Origin of the sequence: Dorea formicigenerans (assembly GCF_025150245.1) — a bacterium.
Classification (GTDB): Bacteria; Bacillota; Clostridia; order Lachnospirales; family Lachnospiraceae; genus Dorea; species Dorea formicigenerans.
Window position 1 is genome coordinate 652510 of the sequence record NZ_CP102279.1, and the last position, 22476, is coordinate 674985.

General features: G+C 39.9%; 25 protein-coding genes. 19 read left to right on the forward strand and 6 right to left on the reverse strand.

Features of this window, described 5'->3' with window-relative positions; all coding sequences use genetic code 11:
* Positions 1 to 312 precede the first annotated feature (312 nt).
* The 13 genes from NQ560_RS03290 (at position 313) to NQ560_RS03350 (ending at position 10244) form a co-directional block, all read left to right on the forward strand.
* Entirely contained in the window at positions 313 to 543 is a 231-nt protein-coding gene (locus tag NQ560_RS03290) for a helix-turn-helix domain-containing protein (RefSeq protein ID WP_040015730.1), read from the forward strand.
* A gap of 126 nt (positions 544 to 669) precedes the next feature.
* Positions 670 to 1845, forward strand: coding sequence for a tyrosine-type recombinase/integrase (locus tag NQ560_RS03295; RefSeq protein WP_422698337.1), 1176 nt, complete (start codon positions 670 to 672; stop codon positions 1843 to 1845).
* Between the two features lie 147 nt (positions 1846 to 1992).
* Positions 1993 to 3204, forward strand: a complete 1212-nt coding sequence (locus NQ560_RS03300; protein WP_005335769.1) for a tyrosine-type recombinase/integrase — start codon at positions 1993 to 1995, stop codon at positions 3202 to 3204.
* Between the two features lie 399 nt (positions 3205 to 3603).
* Positions 3604 to 4419: a hypothetical protein gene (locus tag NQ560_RS03305; protein ID WP_005335768.1), complete on the forward strand. Its 816-nt coding sequence runs from the start codon at positions 3604 to 3606 to the stop codon at positions 4417 to 4419.
* Positions 4420 to 4599: 180 nt separating this feature from the next.
* Positions 4600 to 5439 carry a helix-turn-helix domain-containing protein gene (locus NQ560_RS03310; protein WP_005335767.1) on the forward strand — a complete coding sequence of 280 codons (840 nt, stop codon included), beginning with the start codon at positions 4600 to 4602 and terminating at the stop codon, positions 5437 to 5439.
* Between the two features lie 206 nt (positions 5440 to 5645).
* Positions 5646 to 5846: a hypothetical protein gene (locus tag NQ560_RS03315; protein WP_040015728.1), complete on the forward strand. Its 201-nt coding sequence runs from the start codon at positions 5646 to 5648 to the stop codon at positions 5844 to 5846.
* A gap of 86 nt (positions 5847 to 5932) precedes the next feature.
* A complete protein-coding gene (locus NQ560_RS03320) occupies positions 5933 to 6559 on the forward strand; it encodes a hypothetical protein (protein ID WP_005335765.1) in 627 nt (208 codons plus the stop codon).
* A 17-nt stretch (positions 6560 to 6576) separates the two neighbouring features.
* The gene (locus tag NQ560_RS03325) at positions 6577 to 7392 is read left to right on the forward strand and encodes an alpha/beta fold hydrolase (protein ID WP_005335764.1); all 816 of its coding nucleotides are present in this window, start codon (positions 6577 to 6579) and stop codon (positions 7390 to 7392) included.
* A 57-nt stretch (positions 7393 to 7449) separates the two neighbouring features.
* On the forward strand, positions 7450 to 8052 hold the full coding sequence (locus tag NQ560_RS03330; RefSeq protein WP_005335763.1) for a hypothetical protein: 603 nt from the start codon (positions 7450 to 7452) through the stop codon (positions 8050 to 8052).
* 36 nt (positions 8053 to 8088) lie between these two features.
* Positions 8089 to 8460 (forward strand): hypothetical protein, encoded by a 372-nt coding sequence (locus tag NQ560_RS03335; RefSeq protein WP_005335762.1) that lies wholly within the window; start codon positions 8089 to 8091, stop codon positions 8458 to 8460.
* 17 nt (positions 8461 to 8477) lie between these two features.
* Positions 8478 to 8993 (forward strand): hypothetical protein, encoded by a 516-nt coding sequence (locus NQ560_RS03340; RefSeq protein ID WP_005335760.1) that lies wholly within the window; start codon positions 8478 to 8480, stop codon positions 8991 to 8993.
* Positions 8944 to 9267: a GH32 C-terminal domain-containing protein gene (locus NQ560_RS15895; protein ID WP_227086854.1), complete on the forward strand. Its 324-nt coding sequence runs from the start codon at positions 8944 to 8946 to the stop codon at positions 9265 to 9267. Before NQ560_RS03340 ends, NQ560_RS15895 begins: the two co-directional genes overlap by 50 nt.
* A gap of 2 nt (positions 9268 to 9269) precedes the next feature.
* The gene (locus tag NQ560_RS03350; protein WP_005335756.1) at positions 9270 to 10244 is read left to right on the forward strand and encodes a PfkB family carbohydrate kinase; all 975 of its coding nucleotides are present in this window, start codon (positions 9270 to 9272) and stop codon (positions 10242 to 10244) included.
* A 214-nt stretch (positions 10245 to 10458) separates the two neighbouring features.
* Here the strand turns inward: NQ560_RS03350 and NQ560_RS03355 are convergent, their stop codons facing one another.
* Genes NQ560_RS03355 through NQ560_RS15710 form a run of 3 tightly spaced genes read right to left on the reverse strand, consistent with a single transcriptional unit; the run spans position 10459 to position 12449 of the window.
* Positions 10459 to 11367, reverse strand: a complete 909-nt coding sequence (locus NQ560_RS03355; protein ID WP_005335754.1) for a TlpA disulfide reductase family protein — start codon at positions 11365 to 11367, stop codon at positions 10459 to 10461.
* A gap of 40 nt (positions 11368 to 11407) precedes the next feature.
* On the reverse strand, positions 11408 to 12316 hold the full coding sequence (locus tag NQ560_RS03360; protein WP_040015727.1) for a 4Fe-4S binding protein: 909 nt from the start codon (positions 12314 to 12316) through the stop codon (positions 11408 to 11410).
* Positions 12309 to 12449, reverse strand: a complete 141-nt coding sequence (locus NQ560_RS15710) for a CD1871A family CXXC motif-containing protein (RefSeq protein ID WP_005335750.1) — start codon at positions 12447 to 12449, stop codon at positions 12309 to 12311. Before NQ560_RS15710 ends, NQ560_RS03360 begins: the two co-directional genes overlap by 8 nt.
* A gap of 96 nt (positions 12450 to 12545) precedes the next feature.
* On the opposite strand from NQ560_RS15710, the gene NQ560_RS03370 reads away from it, so the two are divergent.
* The 3 genes from NQ560_RS03370 to NQ560_RS03380 all read left to right on the forward strand — a co-directional run bounded on the left by NQ560_RS03370 (position 12546) and on the right by NQ560_RS03380 (position 16023).
* Entirely contained in the window at positions 12546 to 13232 is a 687-nt protein-coding gene (locus NQ560_RS03370; RefSeq protein ID WP_005335748.1) for a response regulator transcription factor, read from the forward strand.
* On the forward strand, positions 13229 to 14389 hold the full coding sequence (locus NQ560_RS03375) for a sensor histidine kinase (RefSeq protein WP_005335747.1): 1161 nt from the start codon (positions 13229 to 13231) through the stop codon (positions 14387 to 14389). Before NQ560_RS03370 ends, NQ560_RS03375 begins: the two co-directional genes overlap by 4 nt.
* 77 nt (positions 14390 to 14466) lie before the next feature.
* The gene (locus NQ560_RS03380; RefSeq protein WP_040015726.1) at positions 14467 to 16023 is read left to right on the forward strand and encodes an ABC-F family ATP-binding cassette domain-containing protein; all 1557 of its coding nucleotides are present in this window, start codon (positions 14467 to 14469) and stop codon (positions 16021 to 16023) included.
* A 158-nt stretch (positions 16024 to 16181) separates the two neighbouring features.
* Here the strand turns inward: NQ560_RS03380 and NQ560_RS03385 are convergent, their stop codons facing one another.
* Together NQ560_RS03385 and NQ560_RS03390 are read right to left on the reverse strand one after the other, a co-directional pair.
* On the reverse strand, positions 16182 to 16706 hold the full coding sequence (locus NQ560_RS03385; protein WP_005335742.1) for an ECF transporter S component: 525 nt from the start codon (positions 16704 to 16706) through the stop codon (positions 16182 to 16184).
* Positions 16707 to 16865: 159 nt separating this feature from the next.
* Positions 16866 to 18245: an aldehyde dehydrogenase gene (locus tag NQ560_RS03390; protein ID WP_005335739.1), complete on the reverse strand. Its 1380-nt coding sequence runs from the start codon at positions 18243 to 18245 to the stop codon at positions 16866 to 16868.
* Between the two features lie 310 nt (positions 18246 to 18555).
* Here NQ560_RS03390 and NQ560_RS03395 point away from each other — a divergent pair, with 310 nt between their 5' ends.
* A complete protein-coding gene (locus tag NQ560_RS03395; RefSeq protein ID WP_117606650.1) occupies positions 18556 to 19218 on the forward strand; it encodes a VanZ family protein in 663 nt (220 codons plus the stop codon).
* Between the two features lie 83 nt (positions 19219 to 19301).
* Here NQ560_RS03395 and NQ560_RS03400 read toward each other — a convergent pair whose 3' ends face one another.
* On the reverse strand, positions 19302 to 19976 hold the full coding sequence (locus NQ560_RS03400; protein ID WP_117606644.1) for a thiamine phosphate synthase: 675 nt from the start codon (positions 19974 to 19976) through the stop codon (positions 19302 to 19304).
* A 248-nt stretch (positions 19977 to 20224) separates the two neighbouring features.
* Between NQ560_RS03400 and NQ560_RS03405 the strand changes: the two genes are divergently transcribed.
* Positions 20225 to 21331 (forward strand): transglutaminase domain-containing protein, encoded by a 1107-nt coding sequence (locus NQ560_RS03405; protein WP_005335734.1) that lies wholly within the window; start codon positions 20225 to 20227, stop codon positions 21329 to 21331.
* Positions 21332 to 22345 carry a DUF3878 family protein gene (locus NQ560_RS03410; protein ID WP_005335732.1) on the forward strand — a complete coding sequence of 338 codons (1014 nt, stop codon included), beginning with the start codon at positions 21332 to 21334 and terminating at the stop codon, positions 22343 to 22345.
* The last annotated feature ends 131 nt before the right edge of the window (positions 22346 to 22476 follow it).

Sequence of the window (22476 nt, forward strand, 5' to 3'; positions counted from 1 at the left end):
TTCGGCGCGATGACTGCATGGGGGCTTAAAGATACTTCCTCACGGCCCGCCAAAGACTTGGGGGGAACCCTGCGGCACACGATACGAACGGTGCTGCGGAGTTATGACAGCCGCGCCAGCGGAGACTTGTTGTGTTCCCATCGTCAGGGGGCGTGGCAAATGTGATGAAAGCTGAGTTATATAAATAGGAAGCGTTTGCAGCTTCCTGTTCAAAATCAGATACCATGCGCTGGCAGTTTCGGCTGCCAGCGTATTCATGTGGCTTTGAACAAACACGATGACAAACTTGACAGATTGGAGGAAATATGCTTTATGGAAAAACTTATTACACGAAAAGAAGCAGCAGAAATTTTAGGTATCAGCATTGCAACGCTGGACGCGGCCCGTAACAATGGTCTTATTTCTTATGTGCAATATGTGCAGAATGGCTGTGTGTACTTTACTTCAGCGGGCCTTCAGGAGTATATCGCAAAATGCACCCACAGAGCAAAGCCAACAGAAAAGAACGCAACTTATCGTAAACCTCGCAGAGCTGGAGTGTGAGCCGGTCCGTATCCTTGTCGAAATCATAATGGTCTGATAAAACATAGATACAGCGCTGGAGTCTATTCTTAGGAGGTGACGGAATTGGCCAAACGGCAAACAATAATTCCTCAATATGGCACAGTTATGAAAAGAGGTGTCCTATATTATAGGACCAGAATCAAAGACGCGAATGGTAAGCTCGTAGCTATCTACGCAAAAACACCTGAAGAACTATACAACAAAGAAACGCTTGCGTTGGAACAGATTGAGAATGCCACTTTTCATCGGAAAACGCCCACAGTTGCAGAGTATTGTGAAAAGTGGCTGCTGATGCAGTCGGTTCATGTACGAGCTACTACTTTGACGGATTACACCTCAAAGGTCAGGCGGCATATTATAGCGGAATTGGGAGATAAACGGATGGGTGAGGTTAGCCTGGATGATATTCAGCTTGCCCTTGTTCCGGTTTCCAAAAAATCTGCATCGGTTTATAAATCTGTGGTAATCCTTTACAAATCTATCTTTCGCGCAGCGATGGAAAGCAGGATTATTGACCACAACCCAACGATTTATCTGACAACAAAAGGTGGCGGTGTTCCACAAGAGGATCGTCAGGCTTTGACAGATGAACAGGTGGAGCGCCTTTTGGATGCTATCCGAGATTTGCCGCCTTATGTCTTTGTCATGATTGGTTTATATGCAGGGCTACGCCGGGAAGAAATTCTTGCTCTGCAATGGGATTCAGTATATCTGGATACAGATACTCCATATCTGACGGTAAGACGGGCATGGCACACCGAACATAACAGACCGGTGATTTCGGATGAATTGAAAACCAAGGCTGCGGAGAGAAATATCCCCCTTCCTGTTTGCTTGGCTGAGTGTTTGAAAGCAGCAAAGGAAACTTCGACTTCGGAGTATGTGGTTTCAAACCGGGATGGCGAACCGCTGTCCTACACGCAGTTTAAGCGACTTTGGCAGTATATTGTTACGAGGACGGTCAAGGAGCGGAGCTATTATCGGTATGAAGATGGAAAAAGAGTAAAGCATACTGTCACACCTGTCTTGGGAGAAAAGGCCGCTCATAACGGAAAAGTGGTTTACAGCCTGGACTTTGAGGTAACACCCCATCAGTTGCGGCATACTTATATCACTAACCTCATTCATGCGTCGGTAGATCCAAAAACGGTTCAATACCTGGCAGGCCATGAAAGTAGCAAGATTACTATGGACATCTATGCAAAGGTTAAGTATAACAGGCCGGATGAGCTGGTCAGATCAATGAGCTGCGCGTTTGCAAGCTGGGATGCAGCACAGTAATAACAAATAGGAAATGAAGCAGGAGCGAGGCAAGGATGTCTCGCTCTTTGTTTTACATCAGCCGTATCTTTGATTAAATCGAGGCTTTCTGATAAAAAGAGAGTGTAGATACGGAGACTACACATTATCAAGAAAGGAAGATCGAAGATGGCTAAAAAGAAAACGGAGGTTCCGAAGTATGGGACTATTACATTGAAAGGAATCCAGTATTACAGAACCCGGATTACGGATGCGGATGGCAAGGAGGTAAGTCTGTATGCTACCACTTGCGAGGAGTTGTATGAGAAGCAGTTAGAGGCCCGGAAGCAGGTGGAAGAAATTATCTTTCACCGGCAGCACCCAACAGTAGCCGAGTATGGCGAGAAGTGGCTGCTGATGCAGTCGGCAAAGGTGTCTGCGTCTACACTCAGAGGTTATACGAGGGACATGACAAACTATATCATCAAACCCCTGGGAGAGATGTATATGGAAGAAGTGACCGCTGACGATATTCGGCTGGCGCTTGTTCCATTGTCAAAGAAATCGGAAGGCTTATACAATAAGGTCAATATGCTGCTCAAATGTATTTTTTATGCGGCAGAGAGAAATCAAATCCTTGAACACAACCCCTGTGTGGGAATATCGGGCAAGGGTGGAAAGCCGACAAAAAAGAAGGAAGCACTGACAGATCAACAGGTGGCAGTGCTTCTGGATACAGTCAAGGGGCTTCCTCCATATTTGTTTATTATGCTCGGTTTGTATTCCGGTCTGCGCCGGGAAGAAATTCTTGCACTGCAATGGGATTGTGTATTTCTGGACGAGGATACACCTTATCTATCGGTGAGGCGGGCATGGCGTACAGAGCATAACAGACCCGTAATTTCTACGGTGCTAAAAACTCCTGCGGCAAAAAGGGATATTCCAATACCAAAGTGTTTGGTAGAGTGTCTGAGAGAAGCGAAAGAAAACTCCATATCAGATTATGTGATTGCAGATAGCAAAGGGGAACCGTTGGCTGCTTCACAGTTTCAAAGGGTATGGCAGTATGTAGTTGTCCGCTCTACTAAGCCCCGGAACTATTATAAGTATGTAAATGGGGAGAGTATCAAATATACGGTTACTCCAACGCTGGGTTTGACCCAGAAGAATCAACCCAAAATCAAATATACGCTGGACTTCGATGTGACACCCCATCAGCTGCGGCACACTTACATCACCAATCTTCTCTATGCAGGCGTTGATCCAAAGACAGTACAATACCTTGCCGGACATGAAAACAGCAAAACAACTATGGACATTTATGCAAAAGTGAAGTACAATAAACCAGAGGAATTGTTTGGGGTAGTAAATGGTGCATTTCATCAGGCTATCACTGAATGAAAAAGGCCGTTTTTTATGGTCCGTATACCGGATAACTGAGAAGCAGAAAGCCGAAAAAGCCCGGAATATCAAGGAAAAACAGCTCAAAAACTCGCGCAATACGGTCTCAAATCCGCTCGTCGCGCACCACAGTTCAGCAAACGTTAATTTCGGTTCACAAAGAGATAATCGTTTGGGACGAGAAAATGCATACAAAACCTCAGAAACCTTGTGTTTCTGGGGTTTTTCTTTACCCTCGAATCTTTATGGGATGTCCAGAAACGTGGTGGAAATTTGTGGATATGTAGCAAGTATGCAGCACGTATGCAGCAAAAATCACAGTAACTATGTGGTCAGATTTAAAGTGAATAGATAAAGATAAGAAAAGCAGGAAAGGGGAAAGTAATAGCAAGACTTTCTATGGAGCAGTTTACAAAGGATAAGAAAAGAACTGCGGTGGTACTGTTGTCTTTGGCAGCCAGTTTGTCTGTGTACCTTTGTATTGTGACCATGCTGGACAGTCAGGCAGCAAGAACCATAGTGTCAAATTATATGGATACGGATATGGTCATTCAAAATGATACGGCATGCAAAGAAAAATCAGAAGACAGCATTCCATATGGTAAGGAAAAGGACGAGTATCAGAATCATCCTGAGAATTTTGGATCCTCTCTGATTGGAATTGATGAACAGGAATTTGATTATTTAAATAACAGTCTTGAGCATCCGATCAATAAAGGGGACTTCCGTTCGGGAAAAGCATGCATTGTTTATCGAAATGGTTTGGATCTCGCAGATGCTGATATCATAGGAAAAAATGTGACATGTGCTTTGTATGAAGATCAACAAACGACAAAAACCTTTACCATAGAAGGAATTACGGACGAGAATTATTATACGGCACTCCTTGGATACCCACCGACGATTATAGCCTGTGATCAGGTGGTGAAAACATTTGCCAATCATCCAATTACACTTAAGACCAGCATAAAATATCACAAAGAATATGATAGAGATACAGAACAAGAAATCCTGGCGTTATTAGAAGAAAATGACAATGCAAAAGACTTTTCCTGGGAACCCAAAATTGAAGATGCAGATGAGATTGAAAAAGCACAGGGCAATATGCCGCAACTGGGAATCAGTTTGCTGGTTTGTACTATGGTTCCAGTGCTTACTTGGATTGTTTTGGAAAAGAATGGAACTGTTGTTGAGAGAATTAAGGGAGTTGAGTGATATTGAAGCAACGCACCATAATGGTGACACCATAATTTAAGGTGGTGCTTGATGTTGTTTTGGATTTAGGTGATACTATAATCACATCTGCAGATGATAAAATCAAAATGAAAGGAGCAGATTTGATATGGTCGAATTTGGCGAACAACTAAGAAGAGCAAGAGAAGGTAAGGTAAGGGAATGACTCAACAATCTCTTGCAGAGCAATTATACGTAACAAGGCAGTCTGTTTCCAGATGGGAATGTGGTGACAGATATCCTGATTTGCTTACAACAAAGAAAATATCTCAGATTCTGGATGTAAGTCTTGATGATCTACTGGCTGGAAAAGATATGGTAAAATTGGTAGAAAGAAATCCTGTAATAGAAAAAAAGAGTGCAAATTATATAATGATTGCTCTCTATGCGTTTATTGTATTCTCATTCTTAATTACAATAATTGATATGATAATTAGGTTTCCGTTGCAATCACAGGCAGTTGGTTACAGTGATATTCAGCTTATTGTGATTAATATATTGGGAATAATCATTCAGATTGTATTTTTTACTTATGGATTATATCAAGCTGTAAAGGGCACATTATCTCCAAAAAGGATGGGGGTTGTTATTGTAGCGTATTTTGGTGCAATGTGTATAACAGGATCTGAAAATATTATTAGATATGCAACATGGCAACTTGTTTGTGTTGGAATTGCTTTAATAATTCCAAGCATCATAGGTGCTATTGCATCCTTTTGCTATTTTATACGTTGTAAGAATGATAAGATATGGTCGCGTTTGATTTCGGTGGCAGCAATCTGGGGAATTATCCGAATTGTAATCAATAATTATCAGATGATTAGGTATGCAGAACAGTATTTGTCAATGAACACCACAGTAAGATTAGTATTACAAATGGCCATCTATGGATTGATTCTATATCAAACATTTATGTTGACCAAGAAGCGAAAGAATGCTATAGAGATTAGCAATACAGAAAATATAGAAAATATAGAAAAGCAAAAAAATTTGATTGACTAAAAACCGTAGTCACAATATAATATATGTAGGAGAGAAGCCTGCGTAAGCGAAGTAAAAGTAGACGGGACAGCCTACTTCCTGATTTGGGGCAAATAATAGCCATTGAAGATTAACCGGTGTATTCCGATCCGCTGTCCATATTAAGAGATTAGGCGTCTGTGAAATATCAGACGCTTTTCTTTTACATGAGAATAAGGAGGAGAGAGGTGTTACATAGCAACGATTTATTAACAATCGAAACTATGCCATCTTGGTCTGATATAAGCCTGGCTCTGTATAAAGAGTTTTCAGAACAATACTTGATTCCAACGATATTTCGATACTATCTAGAAAATGGAGAGATTATAGATGTTCGTTTTGAGGAATGGGCAATCTATCATATTCTTGGAATACAGCATATTACTTAACTGATGAGGAACAGCACAAAAACATAATTAAGGATTATGATATGTTGTTTGAATATAGAGAATAGCAAAAAACGGAGGAAAAAATCATGAAAAAACGTACCCTTACCGTACTAGTTGTTGCGTTAGTATGCACTTTCTTGACGGCGTGTAGTAAAGAAATAGACACTATGACGGAATCTGTAAACGAAAAGGAAAGTAGTGTAATAGAGAACCCTACAGTTTTAGAGGATACAACAGAAATTGTTTTTCCAGAACAGTTTGAAGCGTTGTCTGGGTATGATGAAGAAGCACTAGTTGACTATCTTAAAGAAAACAGTGACGGAAATTATCAAAAAATCGAATGTATTGATGGACAAGTTAATATGGTTGCGACTCAGGAAGAAATTGAGTATTGGAAAGGATATGTTGAAAAACATATAGATGATCAAAAGGCAGTATTAACAGGTATCAATCAGAAGTACGATGTATGTTGTAATGATTCATATAACACTATTAATATGTACTATGATCAAGAGCTTTCATTTAAAAAAGCTTTTTCATGCGTGGGAAAAACATCTATATATTGTGCCATGTATCAGATATTAGATGGTAATCCTGATTATTCAATTTATCTAAATATTTATAATGTCGATACAGGAAAATTAGTAGTTGGCGGAAATCTAATGAATGAAGAAGTTTCATATACAGATGAGGACTGGGAAAAAACTTTCTAGAGAAAAGGGGAGTAAACATGGGGAAAAAAACTTATCATACTCGATGCGGAACGATTCACTATTGGGCAAGCGTGTCAAACCCGGATACAATTACGCTTGTTCTTCTACCGGGATTGACGGCAGACCATAGATTGTTTGATAAGCAGATTCAGTATTTTGAGAACAGGTATAATGTTATCGTCTGGGATGCACCGGCACACGCTTCCTCATGGCCGTTTCGGTTTGATTTTGATTTGTTCGACAAGGCAAAATGGCTGGATGATATCTTAAACCAAGAAGGACTTACAAAGCCTGTTATTGTCGGGCAGTCTATGGGTGGATATGTGGGACAGGCTTATGCGCAGCTTTACCCAGACAAAATGACAGGCTTTGTCTCCATTGACTCTGCACCGCTGCAACGAAGCTATGTGACGGCAGTTGAGATCTGGCTTTTGAAACGGATGGAACCGGTATATGCTCATTATCCGTGGAAATGGCTCCTGAAATCAGGGTCGGAAGGCGTTGCCAAGACTGACTATGGTAGAAGCCTCATGCGTGAAATGATGCTGACTTATGACGGAAACCAGAAACGCTATGCACAAATTGCTGGACATGGCTATCGTATTTTGGCAGCGGCCATGGAAAAGAATCTGCCGTATGAAATCAAGTGTCCCGCATTATTGATGTGCGGCACACAAGATTACGCTGGTTCGTGTATACGGTACAACAAAGCATGGCATCGCAATACGAAAATTCCTTTGACGTGGATCGAAGGAGCAGGACACAATTCCAATACAGACAAACCCGAACAGGTGAATCGTTTGATAGAGGAATTTGTTGCTGATATTTTATAACAGACAACTTCCAGTTGACGAATTGAGAAAATCAGGATTTGAGGAGGAGATTGTTGTATGGATATAATAATTCCACTACTTATAGTATCGGTTCTTATCGGAATTCCAACATGGTTAATTGTTCAAACTGTGAACAAAGCTGATAAAAGCACGATTATTTACTCACCGGAAGAAGTGACGAGAAGACTTCGCAAAGGATTCTATTTGTCATTTTGGGGGATGGATTTGTTATTTGGAGCGATTCCTTCGTTTGTTCTTATACTTTGCGACCTCCCTACGGTTTTTCAATTTATTGTTCCAGCTGTAGCATTTGTCGTTGGATTTATCATGTTTTTTATCGGAAGAATTCAGGTCGGGCTAATGACCAGACACATTAATTTTTGCAACAGAGAGCGAACAGAATTTGAGGAATGGGTTTTGCAAGCTATGCTGGGCATCGAGGAAGTGGCCATGAGAAGAAATGGAATAAATGTCATAACAAAAGTAATTCCTGGTGTTACAGATGACATGCTTTCAGCCATGAACAGTACAGGTATCATCAGTGGTTATATGGAAGTCGGAAGAGTTTACACTGGAAAAAATATATTAAAAAATCACTGGCCAATAATTAGTATTATAGTGGCAATTCTAATCTCTATTGTAATTACTATAACAAGATAATTTTATAGGCAGAAAAAATTAGGAGAAGTGAGGAATATGCAGAAAAGAGACTTAATCCAAGCGAATGCTTCATTAGAAAATCTACGACAGAACTTGGACATGAAGGATTTTGCAAAAGAAATATTACTTGAGGAGAATTATAATAAATTTATAAGATCATACAAATTTACATTTTGGTTTCAATTAATCGGTGTATTAGCTGGATTTATAGTGCCATCAGTTGTTCTTCTTGTTATTTTTAAAGAATTTATTTACTGTGCTTTTGGTGCAACTATAGGAATTTTTTGGATGTGTGTATGGATGCTGCTAAGTATGGTAATTCCCCCGACAAGGATATATCGAAAATTTGCAAAGTGGTATAGGAAAAGCGATGTGTCTATACGCGACTTGGATGAGATATTTTATTGAAGGGGACAGAAAAATAGATGGAGATGAAAAAGGAATCTAATATATTGACTGAGGAAAAACCCAAATACATAATATCGCTAAAGAAGAGATATAGAATTCTTTATATCGTTATGTTTGCCTTATTTTTGGTGTGTACGATGTATTTTGGAGTGATATCACTTTGTGCAGGTACAGATACGATGATTTTTGGTATTGGAATCACAGTTATTTTCTTTATATTTTTATTCTGTTTTTTGTATGGTTTAACAAGAAAATGTGAAAGATACAAAGGCAAAGTTGTGTATTCATATTTCTTAACAAAGAGAGAATATAAATTGTCAGACATTGCATTCTCCAATGAAAAAACTGAAGAGTTTTATAAAGATTATGGAGATGGAAATGTAAGCAGCAGTTGGGATAAGGTCACGATTTTCTATAATAAACAAGGTGAAAAGCTCTTTAAATTTGGCTTAGCTTATGATAACGTTCAGCTATTAGTAAGAGATGTCAAAAATACACAGAGAAGTATTTCGAATCAGAAAAAGAAGAAGTAGACAATTTACAAGAAAAGGAAACAAGATCCATACAGACAGAGGTAGGCTGGTAGATACTTCATGGGAAATGCAAACAGAATTTTCCACTCCTGATTTAAAAGATGGATTCCAGATAGATGTATATGTGGATCCGAATCTAATTGAAGTTTTTGTAAATGATGGAGAATATATAATATCCAATTGTGTTTACAACCTAGGCACTGATATTCATCAACAGGGGAATGTGAAATATGAAATGTACACGTTGGAAGGAACAGATGTATCGGAGGTGTAAAAATGTATGATGTAATTGCTTTAGGAGAATTATTGGTCGATTTTACGAATAATGGAACAAGTGATCAGGGAAATATGCTTTTTGAAGCCAATCCCGGAGGCGCGCCATGCAATGTGCTTGCTATGTTGGCAAAGCTGGGAAAAAAAACAGCCTTTATAGGAAAGGTTGGAAACGATATGTTTGGTGCGATGCTAAAGGAAACGATCGAACGAGTGGGAATTTCATCAAAGGAACTAAAAGTAGATAAAAATGTGAACACAACGCTTGCATTTGTACATACATTTCCAGACGGAGACAGAGCATTTTCCTTTTATCGGAATCCAGGTGCAGATATGATGCTTACAGAAGACGAGGTAGATGACACGTTTGTTCAGTCTACAAAGATTTTTCATTTTGGTACTTTGTCCATGACACATGAAAATGTTCGGAATGCAACAAAAAAAGCTGTTAAAGCTGCAAAGAAGAATGGATCTCTGATTTCTTTTGATCCGAACTTGAGGGAGCCTCTTTGGGAATCCTTGGAAGAGGCAAAAAAGCAGATGGAATATGGATTTGAGCAATGTGACATTCTAAAGATATCCGATAATGAGATCCAGTTTATTACAGGAATAGAGGATTATGACCAAGGAGTCTTATATTTACAGAATAAATATGAGATACCATTGATTCTTCTTACTATGGGGAAAAAGGGGAGTAGAGCTTACTATAAAGACTTTAGGATAGAAGAAAAAGGATTTCAGGTATCAACGATAGAAACAACAGGAGCGGGAGATACTTTTTGCGGGTGTTCCTTGGCATATATTTTGGAACACGATATTAACAACTTGACAGAGGATCATTTGAGAGAAATGCTTATCTTTGCGAATGCAGGTGCGGCTCTAGTTACAACAAAAAAAGGTGCAATTTGTTCTATGCCTGAACGGAGAGAAATTGTAGATCTAATTGATGTTAGTAGAAATGCAATTCATCAGTTTTGATACGGAGGATGTGGAAGAAAATAATCTCACTGCAGAAAAGGCACAGTAGCTGTGTCTGAAATATGCTCGATTTTTCCGCTGTTTTCGGTTATGCAAACGTTAATTGTTTGGAACAACAGAATGCATATCAAACCCCAGGAACTTTGTGTTTCTGGGGTTTTTTAATAAAAGACAGGATAAAACAACTGTAGTTTTATCCTGTCTTTGAATGGAATTATTTGTTTGTGCTGTCTGCATCAATTACAGACTGAATCTGTTTCATCAAAGTATCATAGTTATCTTGATTATCAATTCCGCCGAGCATCGGATCACCTACAATATTACCATTTCTATCGACCAGTATTGTTGTAGGAAATGCCATGATATCGGACGCATATTTCCCTGCATCTGAAGAAGAGTCAATGGAAAGATTGCGATATTTAGCACCCTGGTTTTCGAGAATAGTCTTTGCTTCTTTTATAGCAGTTTTGTTTCCGTCGAAGGTTTCTGTGTTGATACCTACAACTTCTCCACCCATTGATTTGATTGCATCGTTTAATTCGTTAAGTTTAGATAATTCGGCAACACAAGGTTTGCAGCCGGTGAACCAGAAATTGATGACAGTTACTGCATTTTTGGAAAACAGGCTTTCATCAACAGAATTTCCATCATAATCCTGACCAGAGAAATTCTTGAAAGGAGATGCGTCGTTGGAACTGTTTTTCTGATCGGTGTTATCAGATCCTGTATTTTTCTTTTCAATCTCAGCGATTTGTTCCTCGATTTTTCGGATAGCTTCAATATCAGCGGTAAGTGTTTTCAGCTCGTCATCTGTAAAAGACTCCTTGTTTGATTCAACAGTGTCAGCCAGATAATCCGCATAATTTCCATTTGGGTCCGCAGCACTTTTACTCATCATGCCAAATGCCTTGTTCCATACATCTTCATGATCTGCGAAGATCTGATTTTCCTGCTGATATAAATCATTCAGTTTAGAGTTGGAATCGTCTGCAGATTCTGAGCCGGATTCAGTCTTGGTATTCTGAGATTTTTCTGTGCCTGCAGTTCCTTTCCCGCTACATGCTGTAAATAATAATGCTATGCAAAGTGTTAAAATAGAGAGAAATGTTCTTTTTGTTTTCATAAATAATTGCTCCTTAAAATAATAGTAATAAAATTAATAGTTACCGGTTGGTTATGGTTGATTGCTGCTGTTCTTTTTTGGGGCATGTTTTTCCCAGAAACTGATATTGGATCGCATCTTTTGGACAAGCCTTGATACAAGCCCCGCATCGTATACATTCTGGATGATTTGGAGTCTTGCACACATCAATATCCATTTTACATGCCTTTGAACATTTGTTGCATCCGACACATTTGCTGCTTTCAACTTTAATATTAAGAAAGCTGATCTTATTAAATAATGAATAGATTGCTCCAAGAGGACAGATCCATTTACAGAACGGCCTGTAAAACAAAATACTCAACACAACAACTGTAATTAAAATAAGGCATTTAAAAGAAAAAAGTGTTCCAAGTGCAGACCTTATAGCAGTATTTCCAAGTGACAGTGGTATGGCTCCTTCCAAAACACCTTGTGGACAAATGTATTTACAGAAGAATGGATCTCCCATCCCTACAGAGTTCGTTACAAACATTGGCAGAAGGATAACGAAAACAATGAGGATCATATATTTCAGGTATCTTAGCGGTTTCAGCCGGGCTGTGGAAAATTTTTTTCCAGGGATTTTATGAAGTAAATCCTGAAACCAGCCAAACGGGCATAAAAAACCACAGATAAATCTTCCGAGTGTCACACCGAGCAGAATGAAAAAACCGGTTATGTAGTATGAAAATTTAAATCTGGAGGATCCGATAACCGCCTGAAAGGCACCAATGGGGCAGGCTCCTGTCGCAGCAGGACAGGAATAGCAGTTTAATCCCGGCACACATACAGTTTTGATATTGCCTTGATATATTTTACCCTTAAATAAATTGGGAATATGAATATTGGTAAGTAATGTGGCAACTGCCTGTATCCATCCTCGTATTTTGGCAACTCTTTTTGATAATAATTTCGTTTTCTTATCCAATTCCGACACACTCCAGACATAATTTTATTGCTTTGCCGAGCACGACGTCTCCTTCACCTCTGAACGCACCATAGCAAATCATAGAGATACCCGTGATGAGTATTACAAATTGAGATATTTTTCTGCACTTCAAGATTTTGTTACTCCTTTCGTTTGTTGTATTTGTTGACCAGCTGACTTCAGTATTATACAATAGTTGGTGTGAAATTTTCGTTAAGAAGTAGGTGGAATGATTTTGAGATTATTAATAGTTGAAGATGAAAAACAAATATGTGATGCAATTGCGAAAAGTCTGTATGATGCCGGGTATGAGGTGGATACTTGTTATGATGGGGAAGAAGCGCTGGAATGCATTCTGACAGAGAATTATGATTTGGTTGTTCTGGATCTGAATCTGCCAGGCATGGATGGGATGGAAATCCTAAAGGAACTCAGACAGAGCAATGAGGAGACAAAGGTTCTTATATTATCGGCAAGAGGGCAGATTGCAGATAAGGTCGAAGGGCTGGATGCGGGTGCGAATGATTATATGGAAAAGCCGTTCCATCTACAGGAGCTTGAGGCTCGTATCAGAAGTCTGACAAGAAGAAAATTTGTACAAAAGGATGTATGCCTGGAAAGCGGCGATATTAAGTTTGACACGATAAAGCGTGAAGCATATGCAAAGGAAATAAAGATTTCCCTGACAAGAAAAGAAAAAGGTATTTTGGAATATCTGCTTCTTAATCTGGGCAGGCCGGTAAGCCAGGAGGAATTGATGGAGCATGTCTGGGATGCCTCCGTGGATAGCTTTAGTGGAGCTATCCGAGTACATATGTCTTCACTAAGAAGAAAGCTTAAAGCAGTGCTTGGACATGATGTAATCATGAACAAAGTGGGAGAAGGGTATAAAATACGAGAGGAGTCCGATCGATGAAAAAGATGTCACTGCAGTGGAGACTTACATGTATCACTACATTGTGTATTGCAATCATATGTGGGTGTCTGACGATGTTTGTCTATAAAAATGGTGTGTATTATATAGATTCTTTGCAGAAGGCTGTTAATGCGCAGGGCGATGATAGTGTAGACAATAGTGGAAATGATTCAGAAGAAATATATATTAGCATACCAGAGGATAAGTGGGATGAGTTCGCAAATGATTTTTCTGTTCAAGTGTACAATAATAAAGAAGACTACAGAAAAAACAGTTTGATAATTTCAGCTTTATTGGCGATTCTTGGCGGGGTAGCTACATATTTTATAAGTGGACACGCACTCAAACCACTCCGTGAGTTTTCTGATAAAATAGAAGAGGTGCAGGTACAAAATCTGGCAGACTCGCGAATCGAAGAAAGCAAGATTAAAGAACTGAATCAGCTTAGTGTTTCATATAACAAGATGCTTGAACGCCTTCAGGATGCATTTGAGGTACAGAGACAATTTACTGCAAATGCAGCACATGAGCTTCGCACCCCATTATCTTTAATGCAGGTACAGCTTGATCTATATCATTCCACCCAGCATCCAGGCAGTGATGCAGACACCTTACAGATGATAAAGATGGTGACGGAACAAAATGACAGGCTAAGCAAGATGGTAAAAACACTTCTCGATATGAGTGAGCTTCAGACGGTAGGCCGGGATGAACAAATTATCATGGATGACCTTGTTGATGAGGTGTTGGAGGATTTGGAACCTCTTGCACAGGAAAAGAATATAAAACTTATTGGGAAATGTAAGGATATAACGATGGTTGGAAGTGATATTCTTATTTACAGGCTGGTATATAATCTTGTTGAAAATGCTATAAAATATAATCATTCAGGTGGACAGGTTACAGTAACTGCATATAAGGAGCAAAAACACATTTACCTGTCAGTAGCGGATACAGGAAGTGGAATCCCGAAAGAGCTCAGGGAGCGTGTATTTGAACCATTCTTTCGCGTGGATAAGTCCAGAAGCCGAAAGCTTGGCGGTGTAGGACTGGGACTTGCACTGGTCCGTGAGATCGTGAGAGTGCATGATGGCAGTATTACAGTTAAGTCCAATCCGTCGGGAGGTACAATCCTTGAGGTGATTTTCAATCAGTAATAAAATGAACAATTATTGAGGTGATTTTTAATCAGTAATAAAATGAACGATTTTTGCAGATAAAGGAGAAAGTAAAAATGAGTATTTTAAATGTTGAACATCTTACCCATGGCTTTGGTGACAGGGCAATTTTCTCAGATGTTTCATTCCGTCTTTTAAAAGGAGAACATATCGGACTTGTAGGAGCTAACGGTGAAGGAAAGTCCACGTTTATGAATATTGTGACTGGAAAGCTGATGCCGGATGAAGGAAAAGTAGAATGGTCAAAGAATGTCCATGCAGGATATCTGGATCAGCACGCAGTACTGGAAAAGGGAATGACGATCGGCGGCGTATTAAAGTCAGCATTTGATCCACTTCTTCAAAAAGAGCAGCGCATGAATGAAATCTGTGACCAGCTTGGAGATGCAAATCCAGAGCAGATGGAGCAGTTGATGGAAGAACTGGGAACGATTCAAGATGAACTGACTTTACATGATTTCTACACCATCGATGCAAAAGTAGAAGAAGTAGCAAGAGCACTTGGACTTCTGGATCTCGGACTGGAACGCGATGTCACAGATTTAAGCGGAGGTCAGAGAACGAAAGTGTTGCTGGCAAAATTATTACTTGAAAAGCCGGATATTCTGCTTCTTGATGAGCCGACCAATTATCTGGACGAAGAGCACATTGCATGGCTGAAGCGCTATCTTTTGGATTATGAAAATGCATTTATCCTGATTTCACATGACATTCCATTCTTAAATGAAGTGGTTAACATCATTTACCATATGGAAAATCAGGAATTGAACCGTTATGTAGGAGATTATGAACATTTCCAGGAAGTCTACGCAGTAAAGAAAGCACAGCTTGAAGCTGCATATCGCCGTCAACAGCAGGAAATCAGTGAACTTAAAGACTTTGTTGCGCGCAACAAAGCACGCGTATCGACACGAAATATGGCCATGTCCCGCCAGAAGAAGCTGGACAAAATGGATGTCATCGAACTGGCAGCAGAAAAACCAAAGCCGGAATTTCATTTCCGCTATGGAAAGACACCAGGAAAATTTCTTTTTGAAACACATGATCTTGTGACAGGATATGATGAGCCATTGTCAAAACCATTAAACCTGAGCATGGAGCGTGGACAGAAGATTGCTCTTGTAGGAACCAATGGTATCGGAAAGACAACACTTTTAAAAAGTATTCTGGGACTCATTCCATCTCTGTCCGGAACATGCGAACTGGGAGAAAATCTGGAAATCGGATACTTTGAACAAGAAGTAAAAGGAGAGAACCGCACGACCTGTATCGAAGAAATCTGGCAGGAATTCCCTTCATTTAGCCAGTATGAAGTGCGTTCCGCTCTGGCAAAATGCGGACTTACAACAAAACATATCGAAAGTCAGGTGCGAGTATTAAGTGGAGGAGAACAGGCGAAAGTACGCCTCTGTAAACTCATTAACAGAGATACAAATATCCTGCTTCTGGACGAGCCGACCAACCATCTGGATGTAGATGCCAAAGACTCCCTGAAAAAAGCATTACAGGAATATCGCGGCAGTATACTCTTAATCTGTCATGAGCCGGAATTCTATCAAGACGTGGTGAATGAAGTGTGGGATATGAGTAAGTGGACAACGAAAGTGTTCTAAAAGGGACACCGATAATGAATGATGGGGACGTAGTACTTTTAAAGTTTACTACGTCCCCAATTGATTTACGCGAGCAACGAGCCAAAGTCCGTGCTTGCACGAGACCTTGGCGACTGCCGCGATAACTTGAGAAACTCGCGAAGCGTGTTTCTCATAGTTTATTTTGTCTTATATGTGAGCTGTTTTACATCTGGAATTGCCATTAATACCGGGTACAGTACGAAGGAGATAATCAGTCCGCCGACTCCCTGAATAATATTGGCTGGAATACTTGCTGCTGCAGATGATCCATAAAGGAAAAATTCACAGATAAAATATCCACCGGCTACCAGTACGATATCGATCACGCCACCGAGAAGCACTGCTACATAACGTGATTTGGAATCTTTTGCAATTTTCTGGTAAACAAGTCCTGAAAACAGAGCAATCAGTCCTTTGATTACAAATGTAATCGGAACGTATACAAAATATCCACCGAGGAGGTCTGACATTGCGGAACCGATACCGGCTGCCAACAGTCCATAACTTGGTCCAAGAACAACTCCTGACAGAATTACGATTGCGTCACCTGGATGTATATATCCGCCTGTGCCAGGTGTAGGAATACGGATAGACATGGTGGCAACACATGCAAGTGCAGCAAAAAGTGCTGTCATCACAATTTTTTTCAAATTTGAATTCATAGTAAAACCTCTTTCCTTATATGATTACTTATCTTTCGATTGAACCTACTGTACAACAATCATGGCTTGATATAAAGGTCCAATTCTGATAAAAAACAACAGGCCAGTTTGCGGTTTTGTGGGAGAACTGTAAACTGGTCTGTTGTTTTTAGATAGCATTTATTTTAGAAACATATGTAACAACTTATTATTTATCTTCTTGTAAGGCTGATATCGCATTGGCAGATCCAGCCAGGTCTTCTTATCCACAATACTCTTGTAATGTGTAAATGTATCAAATCCGGTCTTTCCGTGGTAACTGCCCATGCCGCTTTCGCCAAATCCGCCGAAAGGCATTTCGCTTGTGGCAAGGTGAATCAGTGTATCGTTGATGCAGCCTCCGCCGAACCCGATTCTTGCAATTACATTTTCTGCTACATGTGTATCTCCGGCGAAAATATAAAGTGCAAGCGGATGGGACATGGCACGGATATTATTCACGGCTTCGTTGATAGAATCGTAAGTCAGGATTGGAAGAACCGGTCCGAAGATTTCTTCCTGCATGACAGCGTCCGAAAAGGTGACGTTGTCCATGATTGTTGGCTCGATCTGTAAAGTGTGATGGTCGAAAGTGCCGCCATAGACCACTTTGTCGTAATCAATCAGTCCAAGCAGCCGGTCAAAATGTTTTAAATTGATAATTTTGCCATATTCTTTATGTGCCAGAGGCTGTTTACTATATTGTTTTTGAATCTGTTTTTTCAATTCTTTTATAAGTTTATCTTTGACTGTGCGGTCGCAGTAAATGTAATCAGGAGCAACACATGTCTGCCCGCAATTTAAAAATTTACCAAAAACAATACGTTTAGCAGCAAGTCTGATATCGGCACTTTTATGAACGATGCAAGGGCTTTTACCACCGAGCTCAAGGGTGATTGGAGTCAGATGGTTGGAAGCATGCCGCATCACTTCCTTCCCTACTTCCTGGCTTCCGGTAAAGAAGATGTAGTCAAAATGTTCATTTAGCAAGAAATTATTTTCCTCGCGCCCACCGGTGACAACGGCCACATATTTTTCATCGAAGCATTCCTGGATCATACGGCTGATCAGAGCAGTAGTATGTGCAGAATAGGCACTTGGCTTCAGGATTGCGGTATTTCCTGCTGCCAGCGCATCGATCAACGGCTCTATGGTGAGCATGAACGGATAATTCCATGGACTCATAATCAGTGTGACACCATACGGGGACGTTTTTTGATAGCTCCTGGAGTGAAACTGTGCCAGTGGAGTCCTGACTGTGCGCTCTTTCGAAAATTTGCGTGTATGTTTCAGCATGTAAGTCAGTTCGCTTAAGACGAGACCAGTCTCACACATGTAGCTTTCAAAAGCGCATTTTCCCAAATCTGCACGGATTGCGATATTAATTTCATTTTCATATTTTAAGATGCATGCTTTTAATTTTTGAAGTGCATGTATACGATATTCTACATCAAGCGTAGCATCGGAATGAAAAAAAGTTCGCTGTTTCTGAATCAGTTGTTTGATTTCAGCCTGTGTCATAAGAAAAGCCCTCCTATATAATTGAATTCATTTTTGAATTTGTAATTGATTCCCCAAATGCAGCTCTGGTTTACTGAGCTGCAAGTATCATATTTATATGATTATGATAGATGCATTTGTCTGATAATTCAAGAAACAAATTGAAAGAAATGTTGATTGTATCAGCTGGAAGTGATGTTATCGGACTGCATGATACAGGCATGGGTTAAAGCTACAGAGAATATTAAGAATATTCCAAAGAAGTTGTTAAGAAATGTATTCTAATATATCAGGTGTGAAGATAAAGGCTGGAAAAAGGAGAGGAAATGTTATGGATTATGTGAGGATTTTATATACTTATATAGTTGAGGATTTTATGTACAGTGGTTATCTGCTTCTTACGTTGCTGCTACCGTGTCTGATATATCAGGGACTAATGGAAATCAAAGCAAAGCAAAATTCCAGGCGTGTGCCTGCAAAATATTATTTTGGAGTTTATGTAATGCTCGTTTATCTGTGGGTGGTATTTAAAGTGACAGGGATAGGCCTGTTGGCAGACATTGTAAGACTTAAAGATGCCATCAGTGGTGGATATAACCGGAATCCACTGGCAGGATTGGGCATGGGGTTTGTGTTAAATATAATCATGTTTCTGCCGCTTGGGCTGTTGATACCATGTATATGGAAGAAATGCAGAAGCATAACAAATGTCACGGTTACAGGATTTTTATTGTCGTTAACAATTGAAATTTCTCAGATATTTAACGCGCGTGCAACAGATATTGATGATCTGCTTGCAAATACGATCGGCGCGTGTGCAGGATATCTGATCTGGAGAGGTATTTATGTGTTAGTTTGTGGAAAACAGAAAGAAAAAGGTGATGGACATGTGGAAAATCCAATAGAGGCTGATGGAAGAAAATGGGAACCAATGATATATCTGGCGCTGGCTTTTTCCGGAGCGTTCTTTCTGTATAATCCATATGTGCAATAATGAATTGCAGAAGTGCAGAAGACACTAAAAAAGGTCCACCGGACCTTTTTGTCGTATGCTTGGCAACAAAAAAAGATGCAGTTTTAAAGCTGCATCATTCCTGACATAATACACCCGCCGCAGGCACCTTGTTTTTTCAGGCTGTTCCATTGTTGCGGGTCAAATTTTATTCCGCCGATTCCGTAGACAGGAATCGTGACTGCATCACAGACATTTTTCAAAAAATCAAGTCCACGTGGCGGCAGGCCTTTCTTACAATCTGTTGTGAAAATGTGTCCGGCTGTCACATAGGTCGCACCGAGCCGTTCTGCTTCCATGGCATCCTCGACAGAATGAACAGATGTGCCGATTTTATGAAAGTCCGTAACATGAAAACTCTGCGAGATTGTCGAATTCTGACTTTGTAAATGCTTCTGCGACTCGGCAGACAACTCCCGTAACAGAGGCAGTGGCAAATGAATGGCATCATGTCCGAGTTCCAGCGCTGCTTTCCAGTAAGTATGTAAGATACATGGGACATCGTAAGCTTTACAGATATCCAGAATATTTTTTGCTAATGTTTTGTATTCGTCTTCTGGCAAATCCTTTTCTCTAAGAACGAGAGCGTCCGGGTGCCATTCGCAGACGCGTTTAATCTGGTCTTCAAAAGGTTGATTGCAGAGATGTCGGTTTGAAATGGCAAGGATTTGGAAATTTCTGCCAGGATTATTCATCTTCTTGAGAATAGAATTATTTATCATAGAATCATTACAGTTCATATTGGATTCCTACTTTCTGAAAACTTCTCACAGCTTATTACATAAGCTCTTCTTTGAAATTTACATTTCCCAGTATAAAAAGTCTGATATGGAATGTCAATGTATGCTTCAAAGAAACACGAAAATATTCATAATATATGTTATACTCTAGTTGCAATGTTCGACTTGAATTTGCGTGTGACAGAAAACTCGCAATCATTATTAGTGACAAAAGCTTGAAATGATAGAAAAGGATTACGGGAAATTACATGGAACAGTACTATTATAATAGGATGAATAAAATAGAACAGGCAGTTTATCATGCCTTGTATCAGGGATTTTTAAATATAGATGAAGAGATTCAGATCCCAAGACTGGAGGGTGAGGCACTCTATAATGTCTTTTTCAAGCTCCGGCTGGATCATCCGGAAATTTTCTGGGCAACAGGCTATAAGTATAAATATTACAACGATTCTCCCAATCTGATTTTTGTGCCGGAATATTTATTTGAAAAAGCAAAGATAAAAGAACATCAGAAAGCCATGACAGCCCGAGTAGAGAAAATCACAAGAGAAGCGAAAACATTTTCCCAGTGGGACAAGGAAAAATATATACACGACTTTTTATGTGAAAGTATACATTATGATAAGCTGAAAAAACCTTATTCCCATGAGATTATCGGACCTTTAGGGCATGGGGTAGGCGTATGTGAAGGAATTGCAAAATCCGTGAAGGTATTGTGTGATGCCCTTGGAATTTGGTGTATGATCGCAGTGTGTGGAAATAATCCGGAAAAAGGGATTAAGTACCGTCATACATGGAATATTGTAAAGATTGACGGACAGTATTATCACCTGGACGTAACATTTGACAATACGCTTGGCAATTATGAGAAAAAAGAAAATCAGAAACCGGAAAACAAAACTCCACGCAACACATCGGGAAAGAACAAAGCCAGAAAAGCAGAACAGATGGATTTCAGGTACGATTATTTTAACCTGGATGATAAAAACATTTTCCGGGATCACGAACCACTGTTGTATCCGGCTCCAGCATGCAACGAGGGCGGACACTTCTATTATAAAGAAAAGAAACTGTCATTTACAAAGATAGAAGATGTATACAAGCGGTCGCTTCAGGCAGCGAAAAAAGGACGCGTGCTGACCTTTCACTGGCGAGGCGGTTATCTGACCAAAGAAGTGCTAAAAGAACTTCTGGAAGAAATCGAGAGAGCCGGACGTGAGAAAAATAAACAGCCTCAGATCAGTCTGAACTGGGCACAGGCAGTCTTGAGGGTGGAGTATCAGGAACTGCCGGAAGGCATGATCAGAGAAACGAAAGTTGTGATGGAAGATGCCAATGAAGGAGAGAGATAATTGGAAACAGAGAAAAGCACAGAAAATGTGTGGAAAGCAGAGCAAAAGAATAAAGAAAATGTGGAAAATCAGGCGTACCAGATCAGTCAGGAGAGAGCTTTGGAGATGTTGGAAGAACTTTTGGAACAAGATCAGTTCGAATTACTTCTGCCAGAGTATAAACTGGTTTATATGATGAACGATGCAGTGGAAAGCTTTCTTGTATTTCACGGTGCGCGAATGACCGGAATTTATCAGGACGATTATGAAGGACCACTGGATGCATCAGTTACCTATGAAAATGGAGAATATGTGCTTGTGGTACATCAGGACGATTCCGTTGTAACGCTCTTTTACCAGTCGCTGTCAGTGGAAGTACATTTATACAATTATGGAGAAATCGGACATTTCTGGGTGGAAGGGTACGAATACTTAAGACAACTGGAATATCGCATTGCAATTTTACGGGACAAATTAGAATATCTGGGACCGGAATTCTGCACACCGACAGAACAGAAACTGGCAATGTTAGAACAGTTCCCGCCACTCAATTACTGCTGTTACCCGGCGGTGCCGGATCAATATATTGTACCAAAAGATAATCCGTGGCAGCCGTCAGAAGAGGCAATCACAGTCATGGAAGAATTCGCAGAAGAAGCAGACGATAAAAGCATGATAAAGTTATTAAAATATTACCGGAAACATCATGGTATGAGAATGAGTCGTTACATAGCTGTAAAATTACATCAGACAAAACATGTACGCTTCATAGAACTTCTGACAGAAAAACTCAAACAAGAAGCCGCAAACTATCCAAACCGGAGTTTCGGAAAAGAAGCTGATGAAAGACATCAGAAACTTATCAGTCAGGCAAAAAAAGAGCAGGCAGAACTTTATCAGCAGGGAATCAAGTCCGAGGTACTAAGAGAAGAGCCATTCGTCACCGCACAAGACGAACTCGACTATAAGGTTTATCTCATGATTTATAAGTGGCAGGGAAAAAACAGGGGCGTCAATGTCAGAAGAATAAATTAAATTTCCAAAATAAAAAGAGCCCTCCCACCGGAAGACTCTCAAAGGAAAAAGTATGAAAAAGAAAATTGTTATTTATATCTCAGCCTCTCTCTTGCTGATGTCTATATAATAATGAAAAAATGTTTTCGATT

Excerpts from the sequence above, each read along its gene's own strand:
- NQ560_RS03335 (WP_005335762.1), top strand. The coding sequence starts at position 8,089 with ATGCAGAAAAGAGACTTAATCCAAGCGAATGCTTCATTAGAAAATCTA.
- NQ560_RS03300 (WP_005335769.1), top strand. The coding sequence starts at position 1,993 with ATGGCTAAAAAGAAAACGGAGGTTCCGAAGTATGGGACTATTACATTG.
- NQ560_RS03375 (WP_005335747.1), top strand. The coding sequence starts at position 13,229 with ATGAAAAAGATGTCACTGCAGTGGAGACTTACATGTATCACTACATTG.
- NQ560_RS03325 (WP_005335764.1), top strand. The coding sequence starts at position 6,577 with ATGGGGAAAAAAACTTATCATACTCGATGCGGAACGATTCACTATTGG.
- NQ560_RS03385 (WP_005335742.1), bottom strand. The coding sequence starts at position 16,706 with ATGAATTCAAATTTGAAAAAAATTGTGATGACAGCACTTTTTGCTGCA.
- NQ560_RS03330 (WP_005335763.1), top strand. The coding sequence starts at position 7,450 with ATGGATATAATAATTCCACTACTTATAGTATCGGTTCTTATCGGAATT.
- NQ560_RS03370 (WP_005335748.1), top strand. The coding sequence starts at position 12,546 with ATGATTTTGAGATTATTAATAGTTGAAGATGAAAAACAAATATGTGAT.
- NQ560_RS03395 (WP_117606650.1), top strand. The coding sequence starts at position 18,556 with ATGGATTATGTGAGGATTTTATATACTTATATAGTTGAGGATTTTATG.
- NQ560_RS03295 (WP_422698337.1), top strand. The coding sequence starts at position 670 with ATGAAAAGAGGTGTCCTATATTATAGGACCAGAATCAAAGACGCGAAT.
- NQ560_RS03305 (WP_005335768.1), top strand. The coding sequence starts at position 3,604 with ATGGAGCAGTTTACAAAGGATAAGAAAAGAACTGCGGTGGTACTGTTG.
- NQ560_RS03400 (WP_117606644.1), bottom strand. The coding sequence starts at position 19,976 with ATGAACTGTAATGATTCTATGATAAATAATTCTATTCTCAAGAAGATG.
- NQ560_RS03405 (WP_005335734.1), top strand. The coding sequence starts at position 20,225 with ATGGAACAGTACTATTATAATAGGATGAATAAAATAGAACAGGCAGTT.
- NQ560_RS03310 (WP_005335767.1), top strand. The coding sequence starts at position 4,600 with ATGACTCAACAATCTCTTGCAGAGCAATTATACGTAACAAGGCAGTCT.
- NQ560_RS03355 (WP_005335754.1), bottom strand. The coding sequence starts at position 11,367 with ATGAAAACAAAAAGAACATTTCTCTCTATTTTAACACTTTGCATAGCA.
- NQ560_RS03290 (WP_040015730.1), top strand. The coding sequence starts at position 313 with ATGGAAAAACTTATTACACGAAAAGAAGCAGCAGAAATTTTAGGTATC.
- NQ560_RS03320 (WP_005335765.1), top strand. The coding sequence starts at position 5,933 with ATGAAAAAACGTACCCTTACCGTACTAGTTGTTGCGTTAGTATGCACT.
- NQ560_RS03380 (WP_040015726.1), top strand. The coding sequence starts at position 14,467 with ATGAGTATTTTAAATGTTGAACATCTTACCCATGGCTTTGGTGACAGG.
- NQ560_RS03350 (WP_005335756.1), top strand. The coding sequence starts at position 9,270 with ATGTATGATGTAATTGCTTTAGGAGAATTATTGGTCGATTTTACGAAT.
- NQ560_RS03390 (WP_005335739.1), bottom strand. The coding sequence starts at position 18,245 with ATGACACAGGCTGAAATCAAACAACTGATTCAGAAACAGCGAACTTTT.
- NQ560_RS03340 (WP_005335760.1), top strand. The coding sequence starts at position 8,478 with ATGGAGATGAAAAAGGAATCTAATATATTGACTGAGGAAAAACCCAAA.
- NQ560_RS15895 (WP_227086854.1), top strand. The coding sequence starts at position 8,944 with ATGTCAAAAATACACAGAGAAGTATTTCGAATCAGAAAAAGAAGAAGT.